The 24,934-nt window shown below is 69.2% G+C and carries 21 protein-coding genes and 4 tRNA genes; 16 read left to right on the top strand and 9 right to left on the bottom strand.

The annotated features are described in order from the left end of the window. The first annotated feature begins 27 nt into the window (after nucleotides 1-27). The 5 genes from AB6A65_RS01385 to AB6A65_RS01365 all read left to right on the top strand — a co-directional run bounded on the left by AB6A65_RS01385 (nucleotide 28) and on the right by AB6A65_RS01365 (nucleotide 751). A tRNA-Asp gene (locus tag AB6A65_RS01385) sits at nucleotides 28-104 on the top strand. 52 nt (nucleotides 105-156) lie between these two features. Then, a tRNA-Asp gene (locus AB6A65_RS01380) sits at nucleotides 157-233 on the top strand. A gap of 52 nt (nucleotides 234-285) precedes the next feature. Beyond that, nucleotides 286-362, top strand: a tRNA-Asp gene (locus tag AB6A65_RS01375). A 52-nt stretch (nucleotides 363-414) separates the two neighbouring features. Next, nucleotides 415-491, top strand: a tRNA-Asp gene (locus tag AB6A65_RS01370). A gap of 35 nt (nucleotides 492-526) precedes the next feature. Then, complete coding sequence (locus tag AB6A65_RS01365) at nucleotides 527-751, top strand: RND transporter (RefSeq protein WP_371036560.1); 225 nt, start codon at nucleotides 527-529, stop codon at nucleotides 749-751. On the opposite strand, the gene AB6A65_RS01360 is transcribed toward AB6A65_RS01365, so the two are convergent. Together AB6A65_RS01360 and AB6A65_RS01355 are read right to left on the bottom strand one after the other, a co-directional pair. Beyond that, a complete protein-coding gene (locus AB6A65_RS01360; protein WP_371036559.1) occupies nucleotides 735-1,616 on the bottom strand; it encodes an alpha/beta fold hydrolase in 882 nt (293 codons plus the stop codon). The genes AB6A65_RS01365 and AB6A65_RS01360 overlap by 17 nt on opposite strands. Beyond that, a complete protein-coding gene (locus tag AB6A65_RS01355; protein WP_371036558.1) occupies nucleotides 1,613-3,007 on the bottom strand; it encodes a M20/M25/M40 family metallo-hydrolase in 1,395 nt (464 codons plus the stop codon). The genes AB6A65_RS01360 and AB6A65_RS01355 overlap by 4 nt, the downstream gene beginning before the upstream one ends. A gap of 198 nt (nucleotides 3,008-3,205) precedes the next feature. On the opposite strand from AB6A65_RS01355, the gene hemA reads away from it, so the two are divergent. From hemA to ispG, 3 genes are all read left to right on the top strand, one after another. Then, a complete protein-coding gene (hemA, locus tag AB6A65_RS01350; RefSeq protein ID WP_371036557.1) occupies nucleotides 3,206-4,429 on the top strand; it encodes a 5-aminolevulinate synthase in 1,224 nt (407 codons plus the stop codon). A gap of 105 nt (nucleotides 4,430-4,534) precedes the next feature. Then, entirely contained in the window at nucleotides 4,535-5,749 is a 1,215-nt protein-coding gene (locus AB6A65_RS01345; RefSeq protein WP_371036556.1) for a helix-turn-helix domain-containing protein, read from the top strand. A 70-nt stretch (nucleotides 5,750-5,819) separates the two neighbouring features. Next, the gene (ispG, locus tag AB6A65_RS01340) at nucleotides 5,820-6,947 is read left to right on the top strand and encodes a flavodoxin-dependent (E)-4-hydroxy-3-methylbut-2-enyl-diphosphate synthase (protein ID WP_371036555.1); all 1,128 of its coding nucleotides are present in this window, start codon (nucleotides 5,820-5,822) and stop codon (nucleotides 6,945-6,947) included. Between the two features lie 8 nt (nucleotides 6,948-6,955). Here ispG and AB6A65_RS01335 read toward each other — a convergent pair whose 3' ends face one another. Genes AB6A65_RS01335 through AB6A65_RS01325 form a run of 3 tightly spaced genes read right to left on the bottom strand, consistent with a single transcriptional unit; the run spans nucleotide 6,956 to nucleotide 9,802 of the window. Continuing rightward, nucleotides 6,956-7,705, bottom strand: coding sequence for a hypothetical protein (locus AB6A65_RS01335; RefSeq protein ID WP_371036554.1), 750 nt, complete (start codon nucleotides 7,703-7,705; stop codon nucleotides 6,956-6,958). Next, complete coding sequence (locus AB6A65_RS01330) at nucleotides 7,686-8,444, bottom strand: DsbA family protein (protein WP_371036553.1); 759 nt, start codon at nucleotides 8,442-8,444, stop codon at nucleotides 7,686-7,688. The genes AB6A65_RS01335 and AB6A65_RS01330 overlap by 20 nt, the downstream gene beginning before the upstream one ends. Before the next feature lie 35 nt (nucleotides 8,445-8,479). Then, a complete protein-coding gene (locus AB6A65_RS01325) occupies nucleotides 8,480-9,802 on the bottom strand; it encodes a M48 family metalloprotease (RefSeq protein ID WP_371036552.1) in 1,323 nt (440 codons plus the stop codon). Between the two features lie 56 nt (nucleotides 9,803-9,858). On the opposite strand from AB6A65_RS01325, the gene AB6A65_RS01320 reads away from it, so the two are divergent. From AB6A65_RS01320 to AB6A65_RS01295, 6 genes are all read left to right on the top strand, one after another. Continuing rightward, entirely contained in the window at nucleotides 9,859-11,016 is a 1,158-nt protein-coding gene (locus AB6A65_RS01320) for a pyridoxal phosphate-dependent aminotransferase (protein ID WP_371036551.1), read from the top strand. Nucleotides 11,017-11,075: 59 nt separating this feature from the next. Continuing rightward, nucleotides 11,076-12,296, top strand: a complete 1,221-nt coding sequence (locus tag AB6A65_RS01315) for an N-acetylmuramoyl-L-alanine amidase (RefSeq protein WP_371036550.1) — start codon at nucleotides 11,076-11,078, stop codon at nucleotides 12,294-12,296. Between the two features lie 139 nt (nucleotides 12,297-12,435). Continuing rightward, nucleotides 12,436-14,958: a penicillin-binding protein 1A gene (locus AB6A65_RS01310; RefSeq protein ID WP_371036549.1), complete on the top strand. Its 2,523-nt coding sequence runs from the start codon at nucleotides 12,436-12,438 to the stop codon at nucleotides 14,956-14,958. 67 nt (nucleotides 14,959-15,025) lie between these two features. Beyond that, complete coding sequence (gene prfB, locus AB6A65_RS01305) at nucleotides 15,026-16,153, top strand: peptide chain release factor 2 (RefSeq protein WP_371036548.1); 1,128 nt, start codon at nucleotides 15,026-15,028, stop codon at nucleotides 16,151-16,153. 13 nt (nucleotides 16,154-16,166) lie between these two features. After that, nucleotides 16,167-17,576 (top strand): amidase, encoded by a 1,410-nt coding sequence (locus AB6A65_RS01300; protein ID WP_371036547.1) that lies wholly within the window; start codon nucleotides 16,167-16,169, stop codon nucleotides 17,574-17,576. Nucleotides 17,577-17,646: 70 nt separating this feature from the next. Beyond that, entirely contained in the window at nucleotides 17,647-18,462 is an 816-nt protein-coding gene (locus tag AB6A65_RS01295) for a DUF2189 domain-containing protein (RefSeq protein ID WP_371036546.1), read from the top strand. Here the strand turns inward: AB6A65_RS01295 and AB6A65_RS01290 are convergent. The 4 genes from AB6A65_RS01290 to AB6A65_RS01275 all read right to left on the bottom strand — a co-directional run bounded on the left by AB6A65_RS01290 (nucleotide 18,459) and on the right by AB6A65_RS01275 (nucleotide 22,400). Next, nucleotides 18,459-18,674 (bottom strand): hypothetical protein, encoded by a 216-nt coding sequence (locus tag AB6A65_RS01290; RefSeq protein ID WP_371036545.1) that lies wholly within the window; start codon nucleotides 18,672-18,674, stop codon nucleotides 18,459-18,461. The genes AB6A65_RS01295 and AB6A65_RS01290 overlap by 4 nt on opposite strands. Continuing rightward, a complete protein-coding gene (locus tag AB6A65_RS01285; protein WP_371036544.1) occupies nucleotides 18,671-19,825 on the bottom strand; it encodes an SRPBCC family protein in 1,155 nt (384 codons plus the stop codon). Before AB6A65_RS01285 ends, AB6A65_RS01290 begins: the two co-directional genes overlap by 4 nt. A gap of 116 nt (nucleotides 19,826-19,941) precedes the next feature. Continuing rightward, a complete protein-coding gene (ilvN, locus tag AB6A65_RS01280) occupies nucleotides 19,942-20,505 on the bottom strand; it encodes an acetolactate synthase small subunit (RefSeq protein WP_371036543.1) in 564 nt (187 codons plus the stop codon). Between the two features lie 137 nt (nucleotides 20,506-20,642). After that, nucleotides 20,643-22,400, bottom strand: a complete 1,758-nt coding sequence (locus tag AB6A65_RS01275) for an acetolactate synthase 3 large subunit (RefSeq protein WP_371036542.1) — start codon at nucleotides 22,398-22,400, stop codon at nucleotides 20,643-20,645. Nucleotides 22,401-22,840: 440 nt separating this feature from the next. Between AB6A65_RS01275 and AB6A65_RS01270 the strand changes: the two genes are divergently transcribed. Together AB6A65_RS01270 and AB6A65_RS01265 are read left to right on the top strand one after the other, a co-directional pair. Then, complete coding sequence (locus AB6A65_RS01270; RefSeq protein WP_371036541.1) at nucleotides 22,841-23,923, top strand: TRAP transporter substrate-binding protein; 1,083 nt, start codon at nucleotides 22,841-22,843, stop codon at nucleotides 23,921-23,923. Nucleotides 23,924-24,026: 103 nt separating this feature from the next. Continuing rightward, nucleotides 24,027-24,932: a TRAP transporter small permease subunit gene (locus AB6A65_RS01265; protein WP_371036540.1), complete on the top strand. Its 906-nt coding sequence runs from the start codon at nucleotides 24,027-24,029 to the stop codon at nucleotides 24,930-24,932. Nucleotides 24,933-24,934: the final 2 nt, after the last annotated feature.

Raw genomic sequence — 24,934 nt, 5'->3', positions numbered from 1 at the left:
ATCCCGGTGGATCCGTCCACCCCATGCGCGGTTGTAGCTCAGTTGGTTAGAGTACCGGCCTGTCACGCCGGGGGTCGCGGGGTCGAGCCCCGTCAACCGCGCCATCGCCGCCGCACCGGCCCGGAGGGCATCCCGGTGGATCCGGCCACCCCATGTGCGGTTGTAGCTCAGTTGGTTAGAGTACCGGCCTGTCACGCCGGGGGTCGCGGGTTCGAGCCCCGTCAACCGCGCCATCGCCGCCGAACCGGCCCGGAGGGCATCCCGGTGGATCCGTCCACCCCATGCGCGGTTGTAGCTCAGTTGGTTAGAGTACCGGCCTGTCACGCCGGGGGTCGCGGGTTCGAGCCCCGTCAACCGCGCCATCGCCGCCGAACCGGCCCGGAGGGCATCCCGGTGGATCCGTCCACCCCATGCGCGGTTGTAGCTCAGTTGGTTAGAGTACCGGCCTGTCACGCCGGGGGTCGCGGGTTCGAGCCCCGTCAACCGCGCCACACCTTCCCCAAGCACGGGACGCTCCGGAAGACCGATGCGCGCGCTTCTCGATCAGGTGCCATGGAGCGTCGCGGTGATCTTGGCGCTGACGCTCGGCCTCGCGCCCTTCACGCCGGACCCCCATCTCGTCGAAAAGCTTCGCATGCTGGGCGCGGGCACGCTCACCCGGCCCATCGATATCCTGGACCTCGCGCTGCACGGGGCGCCCTGGGTCCTCTTGATGGCAAAGGGCTGGACGGCCGTCAGGCCGAAAGGCTGAGCGACGCGAGGAAGGCGCCAAGCGCCTCGGCGGTCGCGTCAGGGTGCTGGTCGGGGAAGAAGTGCCCGCCCGGCATCGGCCGGGCCTCCATCCGCGCCAGCCGGCCGGCCCAGGTGCCGGGCACGTCGTAGGCCGCCGCCATGGCGCCCTGCGCGCCCCAGAGCACGAGGGCGGGGCAGGCGACCCGCCGGTCCAGATCGGCGTCGTCGAGGGCGAGATCGTGATCGAGCGCGGCGCGGTAGTCGTCGCACATCGCGCGGATGGCCTCCGGGTCGCGCCAGGCCGCGCGGTAGGCCGCAAGCTGGTCCGGCGCGAAATCGGAAAGCGCGGCCTTGCCGAACCCCAGCAGACACCGCTCGTAGAAGGCGTCCGGGTCGGCCTCGATCATCCGCTCGGGGAAGGGGTGCGGCTGGGCGAGGAAGAACCAGTGATAATAGGCCCGCGCCACCTCGTGCGTGAGGCATGTGAGCAGGTGATGCGTGGGCACGATGTCCATGAGTGCTAGGCTCGCCACCCGCTCCGGCGCGTCGAGCGCCATACGTTGCGCCGTGCGCCCGCCCCGGTCATGGCCGGCGAGGTGGAAGCGGTGGAAGCCCAGATGCGCCATCAGCGAGAGCTGGTCCGCCCCCATCGCCCGGAAGCTGTAGTTCTCCGTGCCCCGCGGTTTCGAGGAGGCGCCGTAGCCGCGAAGGTCGGGGCAGACCACCGTGTGGGTCTCGGCAAGCCGCGGCGCGATCCGCGCCCACATCGCGCGGGTCTGCGGAAAGCCGTGCAGGAGCAGAAGCGGCGGGCCGTCGCCGCCCGTCTCGTAGGCGATGTCCACGCCGTCCCGCGTGAAGACATGCGCGGCGAAGCCCGGGATCATGCGCCGGCGTCGGCCAGCGCGTGCAGGATGCGCGCCCAGCTTCGCGCGCCCTTGTGAAAGCTTTCGAGGTCGTATTTCTCGTTGGGCGAGTGGATCCGGTCGGCGTCATGGGCGAAGCCGACGAGCATCGCGTCCATGCCGAGGATCTCCTTGAAGTAGCCGGCGACCGGGATCGAGCCGCCCATGCCGGCGAAGACCGCGGGCTGCGGCCACTCGTCCGACAGCGCGGCGCGCGCGGCCTCGAATTCGGGGCGGGTTGTGTCCATGCGGCAGGCGGGCGCGCCGTCGCCCATGGGGAACTCGGCGGTGCAGTCCGGCGGCAGCATGCTTTCCACATAGGCCACGAAGCTTTCGTGGATCGCCTCGGGGTCCTGGGTGCCGACGAGGCGGAAGCTGACCTTGGCGCGCGCCTCCGCGGGCAGCACGGTCTTGAATCCCGCGCCGGCGTAACCGCCGGAGATGCCGTTCACCTCGGCCGTGGGGCGCGCCCAGAGCCGCTCGATCGGGGTGCGGTCCTGCTCGCCGGCGCCGTGCGACAGGCCCACCTTGCCGAGGAACGGGGCGGTGTCGAAGCCGAGCCCGGCCCACTGCTCCATCACCTCGGGGGGCGTTTCGGGCACGCCATCGTAGAAGCCCGGCAGGGTGACGCGCCCGGTTTCGTCGTGCAGCCCGGCAAGGACGCGCGAGAGCACATGGATCGGGTTGACGGCCAGCCCGCCGTAGAGGCCCGAGTGCAGGTCGCGCGAGGCGCCGCGGATCACGACCTCTTCGCGCAACATGCCCCGCAATTGCGTGGCGATCGACGGCGTCTGGCGGTCATACATGCCGGTGTCGCAGATCAGCGCGAGGTCCGCGGTCAGTTCCGCGGCGTTCTCCCGCAGGAACGGGATCAGCGAGGGCGAGCCCGACTCCTCCTCGCCCTCGAAGAAGAAGGTCACGCGGCAGGGCAGGGCCCCGTTCTCGGCGATCCAGGCGCGGCACGCCTCCACGAAGGTCATGAGCTGACCCTTGTCGTCCGAGGCGCCGCGCCCGCGGATGACCCGGCCCTGATCGGTCTCCTCGACGGCCGGATCGAATGGGTCGCGGTCCCACAGGTCGAGGGGATCGACGGGCTGCACGTCGTAATGGCCGTAGAACAGAAGGTGCGGGGCGCCTTCGCCGATGTGTCCCACCACCATCGGATGGCCCGGCGTCTCGGCAAGCCGGGCCTCGGCGCCGAGCCCTTGCAGATCCTCGACAAGCCATTGCGCGGCCTCGCGGCACCGCGCCGCGTAGTCCGGATCGGTGGAGATCGACTGTATCCGCATCAGCGCCATCAGCCGTTCCAGCGATGCGTCGAGCCCCGCGTCGAGGCGGTTCAGAACCGGGTCCAGCGTCGTGGTGTCGCGCATGTCTGGGATCTCCTGTCGAGCGTCAGGGCGCACACTATCATTGCGTCATGCGCTGTCCAGCAAGGCGGTTGATCTGGATCAATGAGCCCCAAGGACCGCGCCGCGTAACGTGTTGCAAGACGCCGTTCACGGTTATATCCGTGAATTGTTGAATATGTTGGGGCCGACCCCGCTGCCAGCAAACCGGGGGGAGTGACGTTGGACTACACCGCCAAACTCGACCAAGCGATCCAGCGCCTGCATGACGAGGGCCGCTACAGGACCTTCATCGACATCGAGCGCAGGCGCGGTTCGTTTCCGCATGCCACCTGGCGCCGCCCGGACGGCGAGACGTGTCCGATCACGGTCTGGTGCGGCAACGACTACCTCGGCATGGGCCAGCACCCGGCGGTGCTCGCCGCCATGCACGAGGCGATCGAGTGCACCGGCGCGGGCTCGGGCGGAACGCGCAACATCTCCGGTACCACGGTCTATCACAAGCGGCTCGAGGCCGAACTGGCGGATCTGCACGGCAAGGAAGCGGCGCTTCTCTTCACCTCGGCCTACATCGCGAACGACGCCACGCTGTCCACCCTGCCGAAGCTGTTCCCCGGGCTCATCATCTATTCCGACGAACTCAATCATGCCTCGATGATCGAGGGGATCCGGCGCAACGGCGGCGCCAAGCGCGTTTTCCGGCACAACGACGTGGCGCATCTGCGCGAGTTGCTCGAGGCCGACGATCCGGACGCGCCCAAGCTCATCGCGTTCGAATCGATCTATTCCATGGATGGCGATTTCGGCCCGATCGCGGCGCTTTGCGATCTGGCCGACGAGTTCAACGCGCTGACCTACATCGACGAGGTGCACGCGGTGGGCATGTACGGCCCGCGCGGGGCCGGCGTGGCAGAGCGCGACGGGCTCATGCACCGGATCGACATCATCAACGGCACGCTGGCGAAGGCCTACGGCGTGATGGGCGGCTACGTCGCGGCGAGCGCGAAGATGTGCGACGCCATAAGGTCTTACGCGCCGGGGTTTATCTTCACGACCTCGCTGCCGCCGGCCGTCGCGGCCGGCGCCGCGGCCAGTGTCGCGCATCTGAAGACGGACTGGGCGCGGCGCGAGAAGCACCAGACCCAGGCACGGATTCTCAAGACGCGGCTCAAGGCGCTCGGGCTGCCGATCATCGATCATGGAAGCCACATCGTGCCCGTGATCGTGGGCGACCCGGTCCACTGCAAGCGCATCTCCGACATGCTGCTCGAGGATTACGGGATCTACTGCCAGCCGATCAACTTCCCCACCGTGCCGCGCGGAACCGAGCGGCTGCGCTTCACGCCCTCGCCGGTGCACGGCCCGGACGAGATGGACCGGCTGGTAAGCGCGATGGACGATTTGTGGTCGCATTGTGCGCTGAATCGCGCCGAGAAGTCCGCCTGAACGTGTTTCGTCTGTCCGGCTGTTTCCTCTGTGGTAACCTTCTGCAATCAAAGAAGGGTCCGAATCGCGGCAGGCCCGTGACCCAACGGAGCAGAGGCAGCAGGCATGATCCGGCGCAAGCCATCCCGAGCTGACGCGCAGCCCGTGGCGAAGCCCAAGCGCTTCGACGATTTCGATCTGCGTCTTGGCGACGTGATGCGCGGGGAGCGCGCCACCCTCGGCAAGTCGCTTCTGGACGTGCAGCGCGAATTGCGCATCAGGGCGAGCTACATCGCCGCGATCGAAAACTCCGATCCGTCCGCCTTCGACACGCCCGGTTTCATCGCGGGCTATGTGCGCTCCTATGCCCGCTATCTCGGCATGGACCCCGACCGGGCCTTCGCCGAGTTCTGTGCCGAAAGCGGGTTCTCTCCCGCCCATGGCATGTCGAAGGACGCCTCGAGCGTTCGGAAACCGACCCGCCGCGGCAAGCCCGCGACGACGTCGGGCGGGGCGCGCGACCCCTTCGTGCAACCCGCCACGCCCTTCATCCCGCGCAGCGAAAGCCTGTTTTCAAGGGTGGAGCCCGGGGCCGTCGGCTCGCTCGTGGTGCTTGCCGCACTGGTCGGCGCGATCGGGTTCGGGGGCTGGTCGGTCCTGCGCGAGATCCAGCGTGTGCAGCTGTCGCCGGTGGACCAGACGCCGGTGGTGCTCGCCGAGCTCGACCCGCTCGACGGGGCGGGATCATCCGAGCCGGACGGCCCGTCGCTGTCCACCGAGGCGCTGGAGCGCCTTTACCGGCCCCAGGCGCTCGACGTGCCGGTGATGATCGCGCGCGACGCGCCGATCTCGACGCTCGATCCCGAGACCACGGGGGCCTTCGCGCGCGCGGACCGGCCCGCCGCGCCGTCGGGCCTCGACCTGGCCTCGCCGGCCGTTCCCGAACGCGCGGCCACCACCGCCGCCGAGATGCCCCAGGTGGTGGAGGCCGAGGCGCCCGAGGTGAAGATCCTCGCCGTGCGTCCGGCGTGGATCCGCGTGCGCGGCGCCGACGGCTCGGTCATCTTCGAGAAGATCCTCGATGCGGGCGAAGCCTACACGCTGCCGCGCACCGAAGGCGCGCCGACGCTGCGTGCCGGGATGTCGGGGTCGCTCTACTTCGAGGTGAACGGAGAGCTTTACGGCCCGGCGGGGCAGGGCACGTCGACGATCCGCGACGTGGCGCTTTCCGTGGACGCGCTGACGCAAGGCTACGCGCTTGCCGATTTCGGCGAAGACCCCGAGCTTGCCAAGGTCGTCGCGATGGCGGAGGCGCGCGAAATCTCCGGCGCGTCGGAGTAGCGCACGCATTGCGCCGAGGGGCGCTGCGGCCTATTTTCGGGGCGACAAGGCACGCGACGGAAAGGCCGCCATGACCCTCAATCACGTCCGCCCGTGGCGCAACATCTACCGCAGGGACTGCCGCAAGATCCATGTGGGATCGGTGCCGGTGGGCGGCGATGCGCCGATTTCGGTGCAAAGCATGACGAACACGGCCACCACGGATGTCGCCGCCACCGTCGCGCAGATTCAGGCCTGCGCGGAGGCCGGCGCCGATATCATGCGCGTTTCGGTGCCTGACGAAGCGTCGGCCCGCGCGCTGCGGGAGATCGTGCGCGAAAGCCCGGTGCCGATCGTTGCCGATATCCATTTCCACTACAAGCGCGGGATCGAGGCGGCCGAGGCGGGCGCCGCCTGCCTGCGCATCAACCCCGGCAACATCGGATCCGAGGCGCGGGTGCGCGAGGTCATCAGCGCCGCCCGCGACCACGGCTGTGCGATCCGCATCGGCGTGAATGCCGGAAGCCTGGAAAAGCACCTGCTCGACAAATACGCGGAACCCTGCCCGGAGGCGATGGTCGAGTCGGGCCTCGACCATATCCGGATCCTGCAGGACAACGACTTTCACGAATTCAAGATCAGCGTTAAGGCCTCGGACGTGTTCCTTGCCGCCGCAGCCTACCAGGGCATCGCGGAGGCCACGGACGCGCCGATCCACCTCGGCATCACCGAGGCGGGGGGGCTCATGTCCGGCACGATCAAGTCCGCGATCGGTCTTGGCAACCTGCTCTGGATGGGGATCGGGGACACGATCCGCGTGTCGCTCTCGGCCGATCCCGTGGAAGAGATCCGCGTGGGCTACGAGATCCTGAAATCGCTTGGCCTTCGACACCGGGGCGTCAACGTCATCTCCTGCCCGTCCTGCGCGCGGCAGGGCTTCGACGTGATCCGGACGGTGGAGATCCTCGAGAAGCGGCTCGAGCACATCAAGACGCCGATGAGCCTGTCGATCATCGGCTGCGTGGTCAACGGCCCGGGCGAGGCGCTGATGACGGATGTGGGCTTCACCGGCGGAGGGGCCGGCCACGGCATGGTCTACCTTGCCGGCAAGCAGAGCCACCGGATGTCGAACGACGAGATGATCGAGCACATCGTCGAGCAGGTGGAGAAGAAAGCCGCCGAACTCGAGGCCGACGCGGCGACACAGGCGGCCGAGTAGCGCAGGCCTCAGTCGGCGCTGCGGTCGAGATAGCGCTCCAATACGGCCGCGGGCACGTTTCCGCGCACGAGAATGCCGCCCACCACGAAGGACGGGGCGATGTCGATGCCCAGGCGGCCGGCCAGGTCGCGGACCCGGTCCAGCCGCGCGGTGGTGGTGGACGCGTCCATTTTCTGCACGACCTTCCCGGCGGGCCAGGCCATGGTCTGGGCGAAAAGTTCGAGCATCGCGGGATTGGCGGGTTCGGGCAGCGCGGCAAGGCCCTCGCGCGCCTCGAGCCAGGCGTCGGGGCCGACCTCGTCGAGGACGGCGGTCAGGAACCGCTCGGCCGACTGCCCGCCGTCTTCGGTGCCCGGCATGTCCTTCACGACAAGCCGCGTGTCGCCACGCCGTGCCCCGAGCGCGCGAAGCTCGGCCAGCAGCGGCTGGCACTCCGTGCAGGCTGGCGGCAGGAAGACGACAAGGGGGGTGCCGTCCTCCGGGCCCTCGCTCCAGTCGCCCGAATCCGCGGCAAGCGCGTCGCGCTCTGCGTCCAGAAGCGCGGTGTCACGGGCGATCTCGTCGGCGTAGTCCGGCGCCGGGGAAAGCGCGCCCAGGGCGCGGTCCACGATGTCCGGTTCCCCGAGCAGCAGTGCACGGACCTCGGCGCCGAAGGCCGCGCGCTCGTCCGGGGTCAGGTCGAGGCCCGCGGCCTGGGCGCCGCCCGCAAGGCCGAGCGCCGCTGCGAGGAGCGCCGCGCTAGCCCGCGTCGCGCACATCGGCCACGATCTCGCGCATGCCCTCCAGCGGGACGTAGCCGCGCAGCATGCGATCGGGCAGCACGAAGGTGGGTGTGCCGTTGATGCCGAGGCGCTGGGCGAGGGCGCGGGTCTCGGCCAGAACCGCCGTCACCTCTTCGCTTTCCATCTGCACGAGGATCGCGTCGGCATCGAGGCCCAGCGTCTCGGCCAGCCGGGCGAGCGTGGTTTCGTTGGCCTCGCCCGTCATCTCGATCAGCGCCTCCTTGGCCAGGTGGTAGGCGTCGTCGCCGGCCACCTGCTTGACCGCCACCGCGAAACGCGACGAGGCCAGCGAGTCGGGCCCGAGGATCGGGAACTCCTTGATCACGAGCCGGATGTTGCCGTCGGTTTCGACCAGTTCGTTCACGTCCTCATGGGCGCGGCGGCAATAGCTGCAGCGGTAGTCGATGAACTCCACCAGCGTCACGTCCCCGTCGGGATTGCCACCCACCCAGGAATAGCCGTCGTCGAAGATCTCCTCGGCGTAGGTCTGCACCAGCTCGGTGTCGGCGGCGGCCTGCGCGGCGGCGTCACGCTCTTCCAGCACGGCCACCGCTTCCATGATCACCTCGGGGTTCTCGAGCAGGTAGGCGCGCACCTCGGCGCGGAACGCCTCGCGCTCCGCGTCGGTCATCTGAGTGACGTCGAGCGCGCCGGCCGGCGCGGCGAAGGCGAGCGTTGCGGCGAGCGCCGCGGAAACGAGGCGGGGGGCGGTCATGGTGGGGGTCTCCCGTGTTGGCTGTCCGACTGTCGTCAGAGGGCGCGCTCGGCGGCACTGAACACATCCTGCGCGCGCTGCCAGCCCCCGCTCCCGCGGGGCAGGCGGGCGCGCGCGCGCTCGGCGTGCAGTTTCGCGTCCTCCATGCGCCCTTGCAGCGCGTAGCGTTCCGCCGTGGCCACCGAGGCCATGGCGACCTGTCCGGTCTGGGCGTAGGCCTGTGCGAGATCGCGGAGCATCCGACCATTGCGAAAATCGATCGTGCGGGCGCGTTCGAGCGCGGTCAGCGCCTCGCCGGGCCGGCCCGCGGCCAGAAGCGCGCGGCCGTAGCCTGCGAGGATCAGCGCGTCGCCGGGCGCCGCGTTGGCCGCCGCGCCGTAGGCTTGCACCGCGGCGGCGAAATTCCGGCTTTCGAGCAGGATCTGCCCCTTGAGGTCCATGTAGCCCGCGTCGCCGGGCCGCAGGGCGAGCGCGGCGTCGATGGCGCGCACCGCGCGCCCCGTGTCCGAGCGGCGGTGATGCGCCACCGCCTCGCGCATCAGCCGGATGTCCTGCGACACGCTGTCCGGGGCGCGGCGCATCGTCCATTTCGGGGCGCGCAGGAACGCCGAGAGCTTGCCGCGCGCGCGGTCGTGCCAGTAGATCGCCGCAGGGTCGGGGGCGGTCTTGCTGCCATGGGCGGCGGCGTAGGAGTCGAGCGCGCGCAGCCTGTCGCGCGACAGCGGATGCGTGCGCGCGTAGGGATCCTGCCGCGCGGTGGTGAGAACCTCCTGCCCGGAAAAGAGCTTCATCACCTCCACCGCCCCGCGCGGATCGACGCCCGCGCGCACGAGATACCGGATGGAGGAGCGGTCGGCCGAGGCTTCCTCGGCCCGCGTATGGGTCAGGAAGCGCCGCATGGCCGAGCTTGCCGCGCCCATCGCCACGCCGGCGGCGGCCGATCCGTCGGCGCCCGCCGCGGCCGCCATCGCGGCGAGCGCGGTGCCGAGCCCCGCCGCCGTCGTCATCGCCCGCATGTTCGTCATCCGCCGGGTGATGTGCCCGTTGGCGATATGCGCGGCCTCGTGCGCGATCACCGCTTGAAGCTGCGCGGGGCTGTCGAGCTTCAGGATCAGCCCGTAATTGATGAATATGTGGCGGTTATCCACGATGAAGGCGTTGAGCGATCCGTCATCCACCACCAGCACACGCACCTGCGACGGGCTCAGCCCCGCGGCCTGGATCACGGGCGCCGCCAGCTGGGAGAGCGAGCGTTCGACGTCGCTGTCGCGCAGAAGCCCGAGCGCGGCGGCCGGGCCGGGCAGGGCTACGAGGGCGAGTGCGGCGAGCGCGGCAGCGAACTGGCGGGCGCGGTGCATTGACGGGCCTTCCCGGGCTTGTGAAAAGCGGCTCGACCCAGAGTAGGAGCGGAGCGATGCGGAACTCAAGGCGCGGCGAGGTCGATCCCTTCATTGTGATGGACGTGATGGAAGCCGCGCGCGCGGCGGAGGCCGCGGGCCGCCACGTCATCCACATGGAGGTGGGCCAGCCCGGAACGCCCGCGCCCGTCGCCGCGCGCGAGGCCCTCGTGCGGGAGATGGAGGCGGGCCCGCTGGGCTACACCGTCGCGCTCGGCCGCCCCGAACTGCGCGCGCGCATCGCGCGGCTTTACCGCGAGTGGTACGGCGTCGATCTCGATCCCGCCCGGGTGGTCGTGACCTCGGGCTCCTCGGGCGCGTTCGTCCTCGCCTTCACCGCGCTCTTCGACGCGGGCGAAGCGGTCGGCATCGGCGCGCCGGGCTACCCGAGCTACCGCCAGATCCTGCGCGCGCTCGACCTGCGGCCGGTGGACATCCCGACGCGCCCGGAAAACCGCTACCAGCCCGTGCCGGAGGAGCTTTCGGGGCAGGGGCTTTCGGGGCTCATGGTCGCCTCGCCCGCGAACCCCACCGGAACGATGCTGGGCCGCGAGGCGCTGGGCGCGCTCATCGGCTGGGCCGAGGCGGAAGGCGCGGCCTTCATCAGCGACGAGATCTATCACGGCATCGAGTACGAGGCGAAGGCGGTCACCGCGCTCGAGCTTTCCGACGATGTCTACGTCATCAACTCCTTCTCGAAGTATTTCTCCATGACCGGCTGGCGCGTGGGCTGGATGGTCGTGCCCGAGGACCATGTCCGCCGGGTGGAGCGACTGGCGCAGAATCTCTTCATCTGCCCCTCGCACGCCGCGCAGGTGGCCGCGCTCGCCGCGCTCGACGCGCAGGACGAACTCGCGGCCAACCTGGCCGTCTATGCCGAGAACCGCCAGCTGATGCTGGAAGGGCTGCCGGCGGCGGGGTTCGACCGCATCGCGCCGCCGGACGGGGCGTTCTACGTCTACGCGGATGTGAGCCACATCACCTCCTACAGCCTCGGCTTCGCGCGGGAGATCCTCGACGAGGCGGGCGTGGCGGTCACGCCGGGGCTCGATTTCGACCCGGTCCGGGGCGGCGGCACGCTGCGCTTTTCCTACGCGGCCTCAATGGCCGACATCCGGGAGGGGCTGTCCCGCCTCGCGGAGTTCATGCGCGCCCGGGGCCATCTTCCGGCGTGACGCGGTTTTCGCGCCGTCCGCTTTGGGATAGGGTCCGCGCAAAAGGCGGGGCGGATCACATGAGCAGGCTTGTCGCGGCATTCGCGCTTCTCGTGGCGCTGGCGGCGCCCGCCGGGGCGCAGGACATGGGTGGCCTCGCGCGGCTCGACCCGACGCGCAGCGGCGCCGAGGCGACCGCCGCGGGCGGCGTCCGGATCGACCTTCTGCTGAGCCAGGGCGTGCCCTGGCGGGTCTTCACCCTGTCCGACCCGGACCGGCTGGTGCTCGATTTCCGCGAGGTGGAGGGGACGGGCCTCGACACCGACCGCTTCGCGACGTCCGGCCTTGGCGCGTTGCGGGCGGGCACGTTCCGGCCCGGATGGTCGCGGCTCGTCGCCGACCTCGAGCGGCCTCTGGCGGTGCGGGAGGCGGGGCTGTCGGTCCGCGACCTGACAGGGCAGGCCGCCTTGCGCCTGCTGCTCGCCCCGGTGGACGAGGCCACCTTCGACGCGGAGGCCGGCGCGCCCGGGGACCCGCGCTGGGACCTGCCCGAGCCCGCCGAGACGGACCCCGCGCGCCGCGAAGGCCGGGGCGATCGGGGGCTCGTCGTGGTGCTCGATCCCGGCCATGGCGGCATCGACCCGGGCGCCGAGGTGGGAGAGGTGAGAGAGGCCGATCTGATGCTCGCGCTGGCCTTCGAGCTGCGCGAGGCGCTGCGCCGGGCGGGGCGCTACGAGGTGGTGCTGACGCGCGAGGACGACGTCTTCGTCTCCCTGGAGCGGCGCGTGCAGATCGCGCACCGGTCCGGCGCGGATCTCTTCATCTCGCTCCATGCCGATTCGCTCGCGTCGGGGCGCGCGCGGGGCGCGACGGCCTACACGCTCTCCGACAGCGCCACGGACGAGGCGAGCGCCGCGCTCGCCGAGCGTCACAACCGCGCCGACCTGCTCGCCGGCGTCGACCTGACGGGCACCGACGACGTGGTGGCCAACGTGCTGATGGAGATCGCAAGGCTGGAGACGGCGCCGCGATCCGAAAAGCTTGCCCGCGCGCTGATCGTCGGGATCGACGCCCGGACGAGCCACGTCAACTCGCGCCCGCTGCGCAGCGCCGGGTTCTCGGTGCTCAAGGCCGCCGACATCCCATCGGTCCTGCTCGAGGCGGGGTTCCTGTCCACGCCGGAGGATCTGGAGAACCTGACCGACCCGGACTGGCGCGCGCGTCTCGTCGCGGGAATTCGCGATGGCATCGCCGCCTGGGAAGCCGCGGACGCGGCGGAGGCGCCGCTGCGCCGCAGGTAGGCAGTGGCCCGCCGATCGGGCCGGGCAAGGCTGGCGCCGGGCCCCGGCCCGCCCCAATTGCAGCACAGGCACGCGGCGTTGTGTTTTGACCCGGCGCGGCGCCGCGCGTATACAGACGCCAAACCGGCAGGAGCCACGATTGCTCAGATTTTTCCTCTCCGTCCTTGGCGGACTGTTCAGCCTGATCACGCTGGGCGTGGTGATGGTCGCGCTCACCATCGGCGGCGTCTTCTGGGTCTACGGGCGCGATCTGCCCAGCCATGAAAGCCTCGCCCAGTATCGCCCGCCCACGATCAGCCGGGTGTATTCGGCCGAGGGCCGGATCATCGACGAGTTCGCGCAGGAACGCCGCCTCTTCGCGCCGGCCGAAGAGATCCCGCCGCTCGTGAAGCACGCGTTCATCTCGGCGGAGGACAAGAACTTCTACCAGCACCAGGGCTTCGACGCGCGCGGCATCGCCGCGGCGCTGGTGGAGGCGGTGCGGACCCGCGGCGAGACGCTGCGCGGGGCCTCGACGATCACCCAGCAGGTGATGAAGAACTTCCTGCTGGGCGGCGAACGCCGGGTGGAGCGCAAGATAAAGGAAATCATTCTCGCCACCCGTCTAGAACAGACGCTCAGCAAGGAAGATATCCTCGAGCTTTACCTGAACGAGATCTATCTCGGCCAGAATTCCTATGGCGTGGCGGCGGCCGCGCAGACCTTCTTCAACAAGACCCTGCGGGAGCTGGCGCCGCACGAGGCGGCCTTCCTCGCCTCGATGCCGAAGGCGCCGTCGGACTTCCATCCCGTGCGCAACGCCGACCGGCTCATGGCGCGGCGCAACTACGTCCTGACGGAGATGCACGAGAACGGCTATCTCGACCGCGCCACCTACGAGCGCGAGCGCGCGATGCCGCTGCGCTCGGTGCAGGCGGGCGATTTCGAGAGCTTCCGCTCCGCCCTGCCGCCGCGCGACTACTTCACCGACGAGATCCGCCGCCAGTTGTCGCGCGATTTCGGCGAGGCCGAATTCTTCTCGGCGGGCTTCACGGTGCGCGCGACACTGGATCCCGAGATGCAGGTCGTCGCGGCCGAGGCGTTCCGGACCCAGCTCGAACAGTACGACCGCAACGCCGGGGTCTGGCGCGGCACGGGCGAGACGCTTCCGCAGGAGGCCCTCGCAAGCGAGGAGGCATGGCGCGCGGCTCTTGCCGAGGCCGATGTCGCCCGCGACGTCGACCTGGTGCAGCCCTGGCACCCGGCGGTGGTGCTCGAGGTGGCCGAGAACCGGCTGCGCCTCGGCATCGAGGGCGTGGACGAGACGGAGGCCGAGCCTTTCGTGGTGCCGCGCGAGGATATCCGCTGGATGCGTGGCGACTTCTTCGCGAATTTCGAGGTGGGCGACGTGGTCCATGTCCGGCGCATGGTGTCGGACGACGACGGCAGCTTCATCCGCTGGTCGCTCCGGCAGGTGCCCGAGGTGCAGGGCGGCTTCATGGCGATGGACGTGAACAACGGCCGCGTGATCGCCATGCAGGGCGGGTTCTCCTACCAGGACTCGGTTTTCAACCGCACGACGCAGGCCCAGCGTCAGCCCGGCTCGTCGTTCAAGCCTTTCGTCTACGCCGCCGCGCTCGATTCCGGCTACTCGCCCGCGACGATCATCGTGGACGCGCCCATCGAGGTGGACACGCCCCAGGGCGTCTGGCGGCCCAAGAACGCGTCGAACGCGTTCTACGGACCGACGCCGCTGCGCACGGGCATCGAGCAGTCGCGGAACCTGATGACGGTGCGCCTTGCGCAGGAAGTGAGCATGCAGACCGTTGCCGCTTATGCCGAGCGGTTCGGCGTCTACGACCGGCTGGAACCCTATCTCGCCAATGCGCTCGGCTCTCAGGAGACCACGCTTTACGACATGGTGGCGGCCTACGCGATGTTCGCCAATGGCGGCGAGCGGGTGGAGCCCACGCTGGTGGACCGCGTGCAGGACCGCTACGGGCGCACAATCTACCGCCACGACCAGCGCATCTGCACCGATTGCGGCGATCCGAACATCGCGCCGGGCCGCAGCCCGCGGCTCGTCTCCGAGCGCGAGCGGGTGATGGACGCGATCACCGCCTACCAGCTGACCTCCATGATGCAGGGCGTGGGCGATCGCGGCACGGCGAGCGGCGCGATCGACCTGCCGGTGCCGATCGCGGGCAAGACCGGGACGACCAACGACGCCCGCGACGTCTGGTTCATCGGCTTCTCGTCCAATATCGTGGCAGGCTGCTATATCGGCCACGACCAGCCGCGCCCGCTCGGCCAAGGCGCCTACGGCTCCACGCTGTGCGGGCCGGTGTTCCAGCGCTTCATGTCCGAGGCGATCACGAAATATGGCGGCGGCGCGTTCGAGGTTCCCCCGGGCGGCACCTTCATCAAGATCGACCGCTATACCGGCGCGCGCCTGCCCGACGACGCCACCGGCCCCAACGTCGTCGCCGAGTATTTCCGCGAGGGCGAGGAGCCGATCTTCGGCATCACCTATGACGGCGGGTTCGCGATGGGGAGCGACTTCACGCGCATCGCACCCGAGGAGGGCGGCGTGTCGCGCGAGGTGACGACCTCGACCGGCCAGCGCGGCGTGGTGGGGCCGCGCGCCAGCTTCGGGTCCATGAGTTCCGGCGGCCTTTACTGAGCCGCTTGCCGCGCCCCGGCGGCTGGTTTATCACACCGTTCCAACCCCCCGTTCCCCGGAGATATCCATGCGTGCCGACGCCGAATCCGCCGTTGCAGAGATCAGGAAGTCGCTCGACCTGCTGCGCCAGCGCATGGATTGGGAAACCGCGCAGCACCGGCTCGAGGAATTCAATGCCCGGGTGGAGGATCCCGATCTCTGGAACGACGCTGAAAAGGCGCAGAAGCTCATGCGCGAGCGCCAGGCGCTTGTCGACGCGATCGAAACCGTGGGCGCCATCGAGCAGCAGCTTTCCGACAATGTCGAACTGATCGGGATGGGCGAGGCCGAGGGCGACGAGGAGGTGATCGCCGAGGCGGAGGGCGCGCTGAAGGATCTCGTCGACGTCGCGCGCGCGCGCGAGCTAGAGGCGCTGCTCGACGGCGAGGCGGACGGCAACGACACCTATCTGGAGATCCATGCCGGCGCGGGCGGCACCGAATCCTGCGACTGGGCCTCGATGCTGGCGCGGATGTATGTGCGCTGGGCCGAGAAGCGCGGCTTCAAGGTCGAGCTTCAGGACGAGACGCCGGGCGACGAGGCGGGCATCAAGTCCGCCACCTACAAGATCACCGGCCAGAACGCCTATGGCTGGCTGAAATCGGAGTCCGGCGTGCACCGCCTCGTGCGGATCTCGCCCTATGACAGTTCGGCGCGGCGGCACACCTCGTTCAGTTCCGTCTGGGTCTACCCGGTGGTTGACGAGAACATCGAGATCGAGGTCAACCCGGCCGACATCCGCGTGGATACCTATCGCTCTTCCGGGGCGGGCGGGCAGCACGTGAACACCACCGACTCGGCGGTGCGGATCACCCATGTGCCCACCGGCATCGTGGTGACGAGCTCGGAGAAGTCGCAGCACCAGAACCGTGACATCGCCATGAAGGCCCTGAAATCGCGGCTTTACCAGATGGAGCTGGAGAAGCGGACCGCCTCCATCCAGGAGGCACATGAGGCCAAGGGTGATGCAGGCTGGGGCAACCAGATCCGCTCTTACGTTCTCCAGCCCTACCAGATGGTGAAGGACCTGCGCACCAATTACGAGACCTCCGACACCAAGGGCGTGCTCGACGGGGACATCGATGGCTTCATGGCCGCCGTGCTCGCGCTCGACGCCGCGGGCAAGAGCCGCGCCGAGGCGCAGGCCGACGCCTGAGGCCGGCCCGCCGGTGGCCGATCCGCTCGATCTCGATGCGCTCGACCTCGCGGCGGCCCTCTCCCGGCGGGAGGTCTCCGCCGAAGAGGTGATGCGCGCGACCCTCGCGCGCGTCGAGGCGATCAACCCCGACGTTAACGCCATCGTCTCGCTGCGCGATCCCGAAACGCTGCTCGCGGAGGCGCGCGCGGCCGACGCCGCGCCACGCGCGGGCTGGCTTCATGGCATCCCCCTTGCGGTCAAGGATCTTGCCAACGCCGCCGGGCTGCCGACCAGCCAGGGCTCCCCGCTCTTCGCCGGCCGCGTGGCGGAGCGGGACGACATCGCGATCGGCCGCCTGCGCGCCGCCGGCGCCATCGTGATCGGAAAGTCCAACACGCCCGAATTCGGCCTCGGCAGCCACACCTTCAACGAGGTGTTCGGTGCGACGCGCAACCCTTACGATCTCTCGCGCTCGGCCGGCGGCTCCTCGGGCGGGGCGGCGGCGGCGCTGGCCACGCGGATGCTGGCGGTGGCCGACGGGTCGGACATGATGGGCTCGTTGCGCAACCCGGCGGCCTGGAACAACGTCTATGGCCTGCGCCCGAGTTGGGGCCGCGTGCCCGCCGAGCCCGAGGGCGACAGCTTCCTCCACCAGCTTTCGACACCCGGGCCGATGGCGCGAAGCCCCGCCGACCTGGCCGCGTTGCTCGAGGTGATGGCCGGCCCCGATCCGCGCCAGCCCCACGGCATGCCCGCCGAAGCCTTCCTCTCGGGGATAAGGCGTGGCGCCGCGGGCGCGCGCATCGCCTGGCTTGGCGACTGGGGCGGGAGCCTTCCCTGCGAAGCCGGTATCCTGGAGACTTGCGAGGCGGCGCTTGCCGCGTTCGAGGCGCTGGGCGCGCGGGTGGAGCCGCTCGCGCCGCCCTTTCCGGCGGAAGCCCTCTGGGAAAGCTGGACGACGCTGCGCTCCTGGGCGGTGGCGGCATCGCTCGGGCCCCTGGCCGAGCGTCCGGAGGCCCGCGACAGGCTCAAGCCCGAGGCGCTCTGGGAAATCGAGCGTGGCCGCGCGCTCTCGGCGATGGAGGTGCATCGGGCCTCGGTTCTCCGCTCGCGCTGGTTCGCCCGCGCGGCCGAGATCTTCGCGCGATACGATGCGCTCGCGCTGCCGGCCGCGCAGGTCTGGCCCTTCCCGGTCGAGCTCCGTTGGCCGAAAGAGATCGCCGGGCGCGCCATGGACAGCTACCACCGCTGGATGGAGGTGGTCGTCCCGGCAAGCCTGGCGGGTCTGCCCGCGCTCGCGTGTCCCGCAGGCTTCGGCCCGGCCGGGCTGCCCGCGGGCCTGCAGCTCATGGGCCGGCGCGGGGGCGATGCAGGCCTTCTCCGGCTCGGCCATGCCTACCATGACGCCACGCGATGGCCCGAGATGCGCCCGGCCGTGTGACGGCCCTTGAAACGCGCGGGCTTTCCCGGTCTCATCGGGAAAGCGCTCCATGGCAGGGGAGGGGAGGCCCATGCAGGACGACGCACCGCCCCTTGGGGTGCCGCCGCTCGGCGCCGTCACGCGCGACATGCTGCGCCGCGCGCTCGCGCGAGGTTGGGCGGACATGCGCAGCGCGCCGCTTTTCGGGCTTTTCTTCGCGGGCGTCTACGTCGCCGTCGGCTGGATCATGGTCGCGGTGACGCAATTGACCGGCCAGACCTACTGGCTGATCTTCGCGGCCACGGCCTTTCCGCTCGTCGGGCCCTTCGCCGCGGTCGGCCTCTACGAGGTGAGCCGGCGGCTGGAACTGGGGCGCCCGCTCGTCTGGGGCGAGGTGCTGGGCGTCGTCGCCCACCAGACCGGCCGGCAGCTCCCGACCATGTGCGCGATCATCCTCTTCATGGTGCTGTTCTGGTTCTTCCTCGCGCACATGATCTTCGCGCTCTTCCTGGGCTTCTCGACGCTCACCAACATCTCCACCTCCTACGAGGTCTACACCACGCCCGAGGGTGTTTCGATGATCGCGGTCGAGATCGCCGTGGGCGCGGCCTTCGCCCTTCTGCTCTACGCGGTCACGGTGATCGCGCTGCCGCTTCTGCTCGACCGCGAGGTGGATTTCGTCACCGCCATGATCGCGAGCGTCCAGACCGTGACGGGCAGCCCCGGCCCGATGCTGGGCTGGGCGCTTTTCATCGCGGTCGTCACCTTCCTCGCGCTCGTGCCGGGATTCCTCGGGCTCTTTCTGGTGCTGCCGCTTCTCGGCCACACGACCTGGCATCTCTACCGCCTCGCCGTCGCGGCGGGCGCGGCCGAAGCGGCGGGCGAGGGCGAGACGCAGTCGGCCTAGGCCTCGCGCCCCCGGGCCTTCAGCCGCCCGTGCAGGGCCGTTGCCGCGGGGTGGCCGGTTTCAAGCGCGAAGACGTAGGCATGCGTCAGGAAGAAGCAGGCCGCGTCCACGTCGTTCTGCCGGTCCGCGGCGCGGGCATAGAGATCCACCAGCCCCGCGCGGTCGGCGCGCGCATGCGCCTCGAGCAGCGCCTCGTGCAGGCCCGCGCTCATTCCGCGGCGCGCGCTCGCCCGCGGTGCGCCTCCATTCGCGCTGCGACCCAGGCGTGGAAGCAATGCGTGGGCCCGTCCATCGCCGGAGAGAAACGCCCGCCGTCGAAGCCCGCCGCGTGGCGCCCGCGCTGCATGCCCTCCACGACGAAGATGTCCTCCTCGAACACCGTCTTCCAGAGCTGCACGTTCCGCATCCGCAACCCCTCGTCGGTGTCGGGGCGGGTATAGTAGAGCTGGATGTGCTCCACCGTCCGCTCCTGCCCGTCGGGCACGAGCAGGATGGCGAAGGCGTGGTCCCGGTGCACGCCCAGAAGCACGTTGGGATAGACCGCGATGTATTCCGCGGCCGTGTCCCATCTCGGCGACAGGCCCTCGAAATCGGGGAAGACCTGCCCGAACTCGTTGGTGAGCTGCCGGTAGACCAGGGTTCCCTGGCCAGAGAAACGGCCCGGCGCCTCGATGTGGTAGTGGTCTTCGAGCCGCGAATAGCTGTTGAGACCGGGATGCACCCAGGGCAGGTGATAGCTCTCGCAGTAGTTCTCCACCGCGAGCTTCCAGTTGGCGTTCACGGCCAGCTGCCAGCGGCTGTCCGGGCCGCCGTGATGGATCGGCCGGTCGAACTCGCGCCAGCGCTCCAGAAGCTCCGCATGAGCCTCCTCGAAGGGCGGCGCGTCCCCCGAGACATTGATCCACACCACGTCGAACCAGACATGGCTGCGCACCTCGACGAGGCCGAGCTCGTCCCGGCGGATCGCGTCATGGGTGTTGTGGCCCGGCCCGCCGACATGGGGCGTGGCCACGAGCCGGCCGTCGGTGGCGTAGCACCAGGAATGGTAGGGACAGCGGATCGCCCCCTCGATCTTGCGCGCACTCTCGACAAGGATCATGCCCCGATGGCGGCAGGTATTGAGAAACACCCGGACTTGGCCCTCGCGGTCGCGGAGCAGCAGAAGCGGCATGCCGAGAAAATCGATCGGCACCGCGTCGCCCGGCTCGGGCACGTCCGCCGCCACGGCAAGACCGGCCCACTGTCCGAAAAGCAGCGCGTCGCGTTCCTCGGCGTGAACGCGCGGGTCGACATAATGCGCGTTGGGCAGTCCCTGCGCCGCGGCGACGGGCTGTCGGACGGCGGAAAGATCGGTGGCGGTCATGGGCGGCGGTCCTCCTCGCAAGCCCCGCGAGGATACCGCGGCCACCGCCCGGCGCGCGCCTGTCCGCGACCCGGTTTTGCCCGGGGCGACATGCCGCGCGGGCTGTTTCGCGCCGTTCAGCCTGCGCCGCGCGAAAGCGCCGCGATGCCCGTGCGCGCCATCTCCGTCAGGCCCAGCGGGCGCATGAGCTCGGCGAAGGCGTCGATCTTCTCGGACGTGCCGGTAAGCTGGAAGACGAAGCTTTCCAGCGTGCTGTCCACGACGTTCGCCCTGAAGATGTCGGCCAGGCGCAGCGCCTCGACCCGCTTGTCGCCCTGGCCCGCCACCTTGAAAAGCGCAAGCTCCCGCTCCACGGCGCGGCCCTCCACGGTGAGGTCGTGCACCTCGTGGACCGGCACGATGCGCCCCAGCTGGGCCTTGATCTGCACGATCACCTGCGGCGTGCCGGTGGTGACGATGGTGATCCGGCTCAGGTGACCGGTGTGGTCCACCTCCGCCACGGTGAGGCTTTCGATATTGTAGCCCCGCCCCGAGAAAAGCCCGATGACCCGCGCGAGCACGCCGGGCTCGTTGTCGACCAGAACGGCCAGCGTGTGCCGCTCCTGCACGTCCGAGAATGTCGGGCGCAGGTTGTAGGCCGAATGCTTGTTCGAGCCCTTCTTGATCTTCAGTGCGGACATCCGCCACCTTCCCCTCTCTCAGCCGCGGCCCGCGGCCGCCATCGTCCCATCCGCCACCGCCTTCTTCTTGGCGGAAATACTCCCCGGGGGTGAATTCGCCGCAGGCGAAGAGGGGGCGGACGCCCCCCTGCGTCGCCTCAGACCAGCACCGAGCCCTTCGCGTCGATCGCGCCCTGCGTCTCCGCCTCGCCGAGCAGCATCTCGTTGTGCGCCTTGCCCGACGGAATCATCGGGAAGCAGTTCTCGTGCTTCTCGACGAGGCAGTCGAAGATCACCGGGCCGTCGTAATCCAGCATCTCCTGGATCGCGTCGTCGAGCTGGGCGGGATCGGCGCACTGGATGCCCTTGCAGCCGAAGGCCTCGGCAAGCTTGACGAAATCGGGCAGCGCCTCGGACCAGCTGTGCGAGTAGCGCTCGCCGTGCAGAAGCTCCTGCCACTGGCGCACCATGCCGAGCCGCTCGTTGTTGAGGATGAACTGCTTGACGGGCAGGCGGTACTGCACCGCGGTACCCATCTCCTGCATGTTCATCAGCCAGCTCGCCTCGCCCGCGACGTTGATGACCAGCGCGTCGGGATGCGCCACCTGCACGCCGATCGAGGCGGGGGTGCCGTAGCCCATGGTGCCGAGGCCGCCGGACGTCATCCAGCGGTTCGGACCCTCGAAACCGATATACTGCGCGGCCCACATCTGGTGCTGGCCGACCTCGGTGCAGATGTAGCGGTCCGGGTGATCCTTCGTGAGCGCCTCGAGCCGCGCCAGCGCGTGCTGCGGCTTGATGGTCCTCGGGGCGGGCTTGAACGCCAGGCAGTCGACCTTGCGCCACTGTTCGATCCGCTTCCACCACTTGGCGAGGCCCTCGCGGTTCACCTTGCCGCCGCGCGCCTTCCAGAGTTCCAGCACGTCCTCGAGGACATGGCCGATGTCGCCCACGATGGGAAAGTCGGTCTTGACCACCTTGTTGATGGAGGACGGATCGATATCGACATGCGCCTTGCGGGAATTCGGCGAGAAGGCGTCGATCCGGCCGGTGATCCGGTCGTCGAACCGCGCGCCGAGGTTGATCATCAGATCGCAGCCATGCATCGCGAGGTTGGCCTCGTAGAGGCCGTGCATCCCCAGCATGCCGAGCCAGTTCGCGCCGCTCGCCGGGTAGGCGCCGAGGCCCATCAGCGTCGAGGTGACGGGAAAGCCCGTGGCATCCACGAGCTCCCGCAGCAGCCGGCTCGCACGGGGGCCGGAGTTGATGACGCCACCCCCGGTGTAGAAGATCGGCCGCTCGGTGGTCTCGATCGCGGCGACGAGGTCGGCGATCCCCTCGGCATCGCCCTTCACCTGCGGCTGGTAGTGGCTCACCCGGGCCTTCGACGGCGGCGTGTAGCTGTCGGTGGCGAACTGCACGTCCTTGGGGATGTCCACGAGGACCGGGCCCGGCCGGCCCGAGGTGGCGACGTGGAACGCCTCGTGGATCGTGCCCGAAAGCCGCGCGGGATCCTTCACCAGCCAGTTGTGCTTGGTACAGGCGCGGGTGATGCCCACCGTGTCGGCCTCCTGAAAGGCGTCCGAGCCGATCAGGAAGGTGGGCACCTGGCCCGTCAGCACGACGATCGGGATCGAATCCATCAGTGCGTCGGTGATCCCGGTCACGGAATTCGTGGCGCCGGGACCCGAGGTCACGAGAACGACGCCGGGCTTGCCCGTCGAGCGCGCATAGCCTTCCGCGGCATGGACCGCGCCCTGCTCGTGACGCACCAGGATGTGGCGGATGTCGTTCTGCTGGAAGATCTCGTCGTAGATCGGTAGCACCGCGCCCCCGGGATAGCCGAATACCGTGTCCACGCCCTGATCCTTCAGCGCCTGAACCACCATTTTCGCTCCGGTCATCTGCCGTGTCATCGGCGTGTCTCCTTCAAAGCCGCGTCGCCGCCTCTCGCATCGCACAAAAAAGCCCCCGTCCTTTCGTTCGGGGGCGCATGACATCCGGCCTGGGGTTCCGTTACCGGCCCATGCGCCAATTTTCCACGATTACGATAAGACGAGTCATACTTTTCTCCTGCGTGCCGGGAGATATGCATGTGCAGAAAGTCGCGTCAACCGGCGACTGGCACATTCCGGAGAAAATGTCGCACCGGGGCAAGCTTGCGCAATATTCTTTCTTGCGGGTGGCGCGAGGGCGCGCGGGCGGGTGCGCAAGAAACAGTCGGCAAACGGGCCTCGCCGCGCATTTTTCCTGTTCCAAAGCAGGGGCGCCATCGCTAGTGTCCGCCCACGGTCAACGAGGGTCCGCTTCGGCAGCGCCGAGGACGGATCGCCAAACTTGGGAGGAAACCAGACCAATGGATCGCCGTTCTTTCATCCGTGCCGGCGCCGTCGGCGGCGCCGCCGCTGCCGCGTCGAGCCTGGCCGCGCCCCTTTACGCGCAAGGAAACCGCACACTCACCATGGTGACGTCGGTGCCCGATGGCTTCGCCATCTTCGATGACGCCGCGCAGCTTGCCGCCGATTACATCACGGCCATGACGGACGGCCAGCTGACCATCGACAAGCGCCCCGCCGGGAGCCTCGTCGGCGCGTTCGAGGTGTTCGACGCGGTGTCCGCAGGCCAGGCCGACATGTACCACTCGGCCGACTACTACTTCCTGAACCAGCACCCGGCCTACGCCTTCTTCACGGCCGTGCCGTTCGGGATGACCGCGCAGGAGCTTGCCAACTGGTACTACCACCGTGGCGGCCACGAGCTTCACAACGAGCTCTCGGAGCTCTTCAACCTGAAGTCGTTCCTGTCGGGCCAGACGGCGATGCAGCCCGGCGGCTGGTTCAACAAGGAGATCACGTCGGCCGACGACCTGCAGGGGCTGCGCTTCCGCATGCCGGGGCAGGGCGGCCAGGTGCTCGGACGTCTCGGCGCGAGCGTGCAGAACATCCCCGGCGGCGAGATCTACCAGGCGCTGGCCTCGGGCGCGATCGACGGCGCGGAGTGGATCGGTCCCTTCGCGGACGAGCGGCTGGGCTTCCAGGAGATCACCAACATCTATTACGCCGCCGGCTTCCACGAGCCGGGCTCGGCGCTGAGCCTCGCGGTGAACCTCGATGTCTTCAACGACCTGACGCCCGCGCAGCAGCAGATCATCCAGACCGCCACCGAGGCCGTCTACAGCCGCAACCTCTCGCTCTCGCTGGCCGAGAACGGCGCGGCGCTCGCCCGCCTGCAAAGCCAGGGCGTCCAGGTTCGCCAGTTCCCGGACGACGTCTGGGACGCGTTCGGCCGCGCCTCGGCCGAGGTCCGCGAGGAGAACATGGGCGATCCGATCTACAAGGCGGTGGCCGACAGCTACTTCGCCAGCATGGAAGAATCCTCCAGCTGGTACGAGCAGGCCGACGGCGAATACATGCGCCAGCGCAACCGCGTGAACGCGTAACGCCGCCCGGATCCGGGCCCTGCCGCCCCCCGCCGCGCGCGGGAGGCGGCTTTCGACGAAGACAAGAAGCGATCCGCGATAGAACGCGGAGCAGGGGGGAGCGATGCTCGACGCGCTCGGCTGGTTTTTCCAGAACGTCCTGATGGCGTTCTACAATTTCGGCTATGCCGTCACCCATCCCGGGCTCTGGCTGAACTGGTCGGACCCCGAGGCGATGATGCGGGTGATCTATTACGGCGCCTCCGTCGAGTTCTTCTTCGTCGTCTTCAACGTCTTCGCGATCATCACGATCGTCGGGCTCTGGCGCCGGAACTTCCTGTGGGGCGTCGTGACCGGCCTCGAGGGGTTCGCGAACACGGTGGGGCGCATCGCGGCGTGGGTCGGCCTCATCATGGTGCTGCAACAGGTCATGGTGGTGTTCACGCAGCGCATCTTCGCGCTGTCGCAACTCTCCGTCGGCGTGGGCTCCGTGGCCACCTTCGACGTGAGCTGGTGGTCCGAGGGGCTGAAGCTCTACAACGCTATGATCGTGTCGCTCTGCGTCTCCTACACCTTCGTGCAGGGTGGCCATGTGCGGGTGGACATCCTCTACGCGCAGTTCTCGCACCGCGCTCGCAAGGCCGTGGACATGTTCGGCGCGCTGGTCTTCATGGCGCCGATGGCGATCCTGATCTGGCTTTACGGCTGGTTCTTCATGTGGCGGCACCTCGTCGTGCCCGCGCCCTCCGCCTCGGACGAGATCGACCGGATGATGATGCGCGCCCGGGTGCTGCGCTGGAACGTCGAGACGACGGGTTTCGCGCCGCAGGGCTTTTCCGCCTACTTCCTTTTCAAGATCCTGCTCGTGCTGTTCGCCGGGCTCGTCCTTCTGCACGCCATGGCGGTGTTCTGGCGCGCCGTCTGCGAGATGCGCGAGGGCCCTGAAAGCGAGGGCAAGCACGTCGACCGCGACGTTCTCGGCGACGCGGCCGAAGAGCGCCAGCACGAAATCCATTCGGGAGCCACCTGACC

It is taken from the genome of Rhodosalinus sp. FB01 (assembly GCF_041365715.1).
Lineage (GTDB): Bacteria > Pseudomonadota > Alphaproteobacteria > Rhodobacterales > Rhodobacteraceae > Rhodosalinus.
Note: the sequence above shows the minus strand (reverse complement) of the source record. Positions and strands in the feature narration are given on the sequence as shown.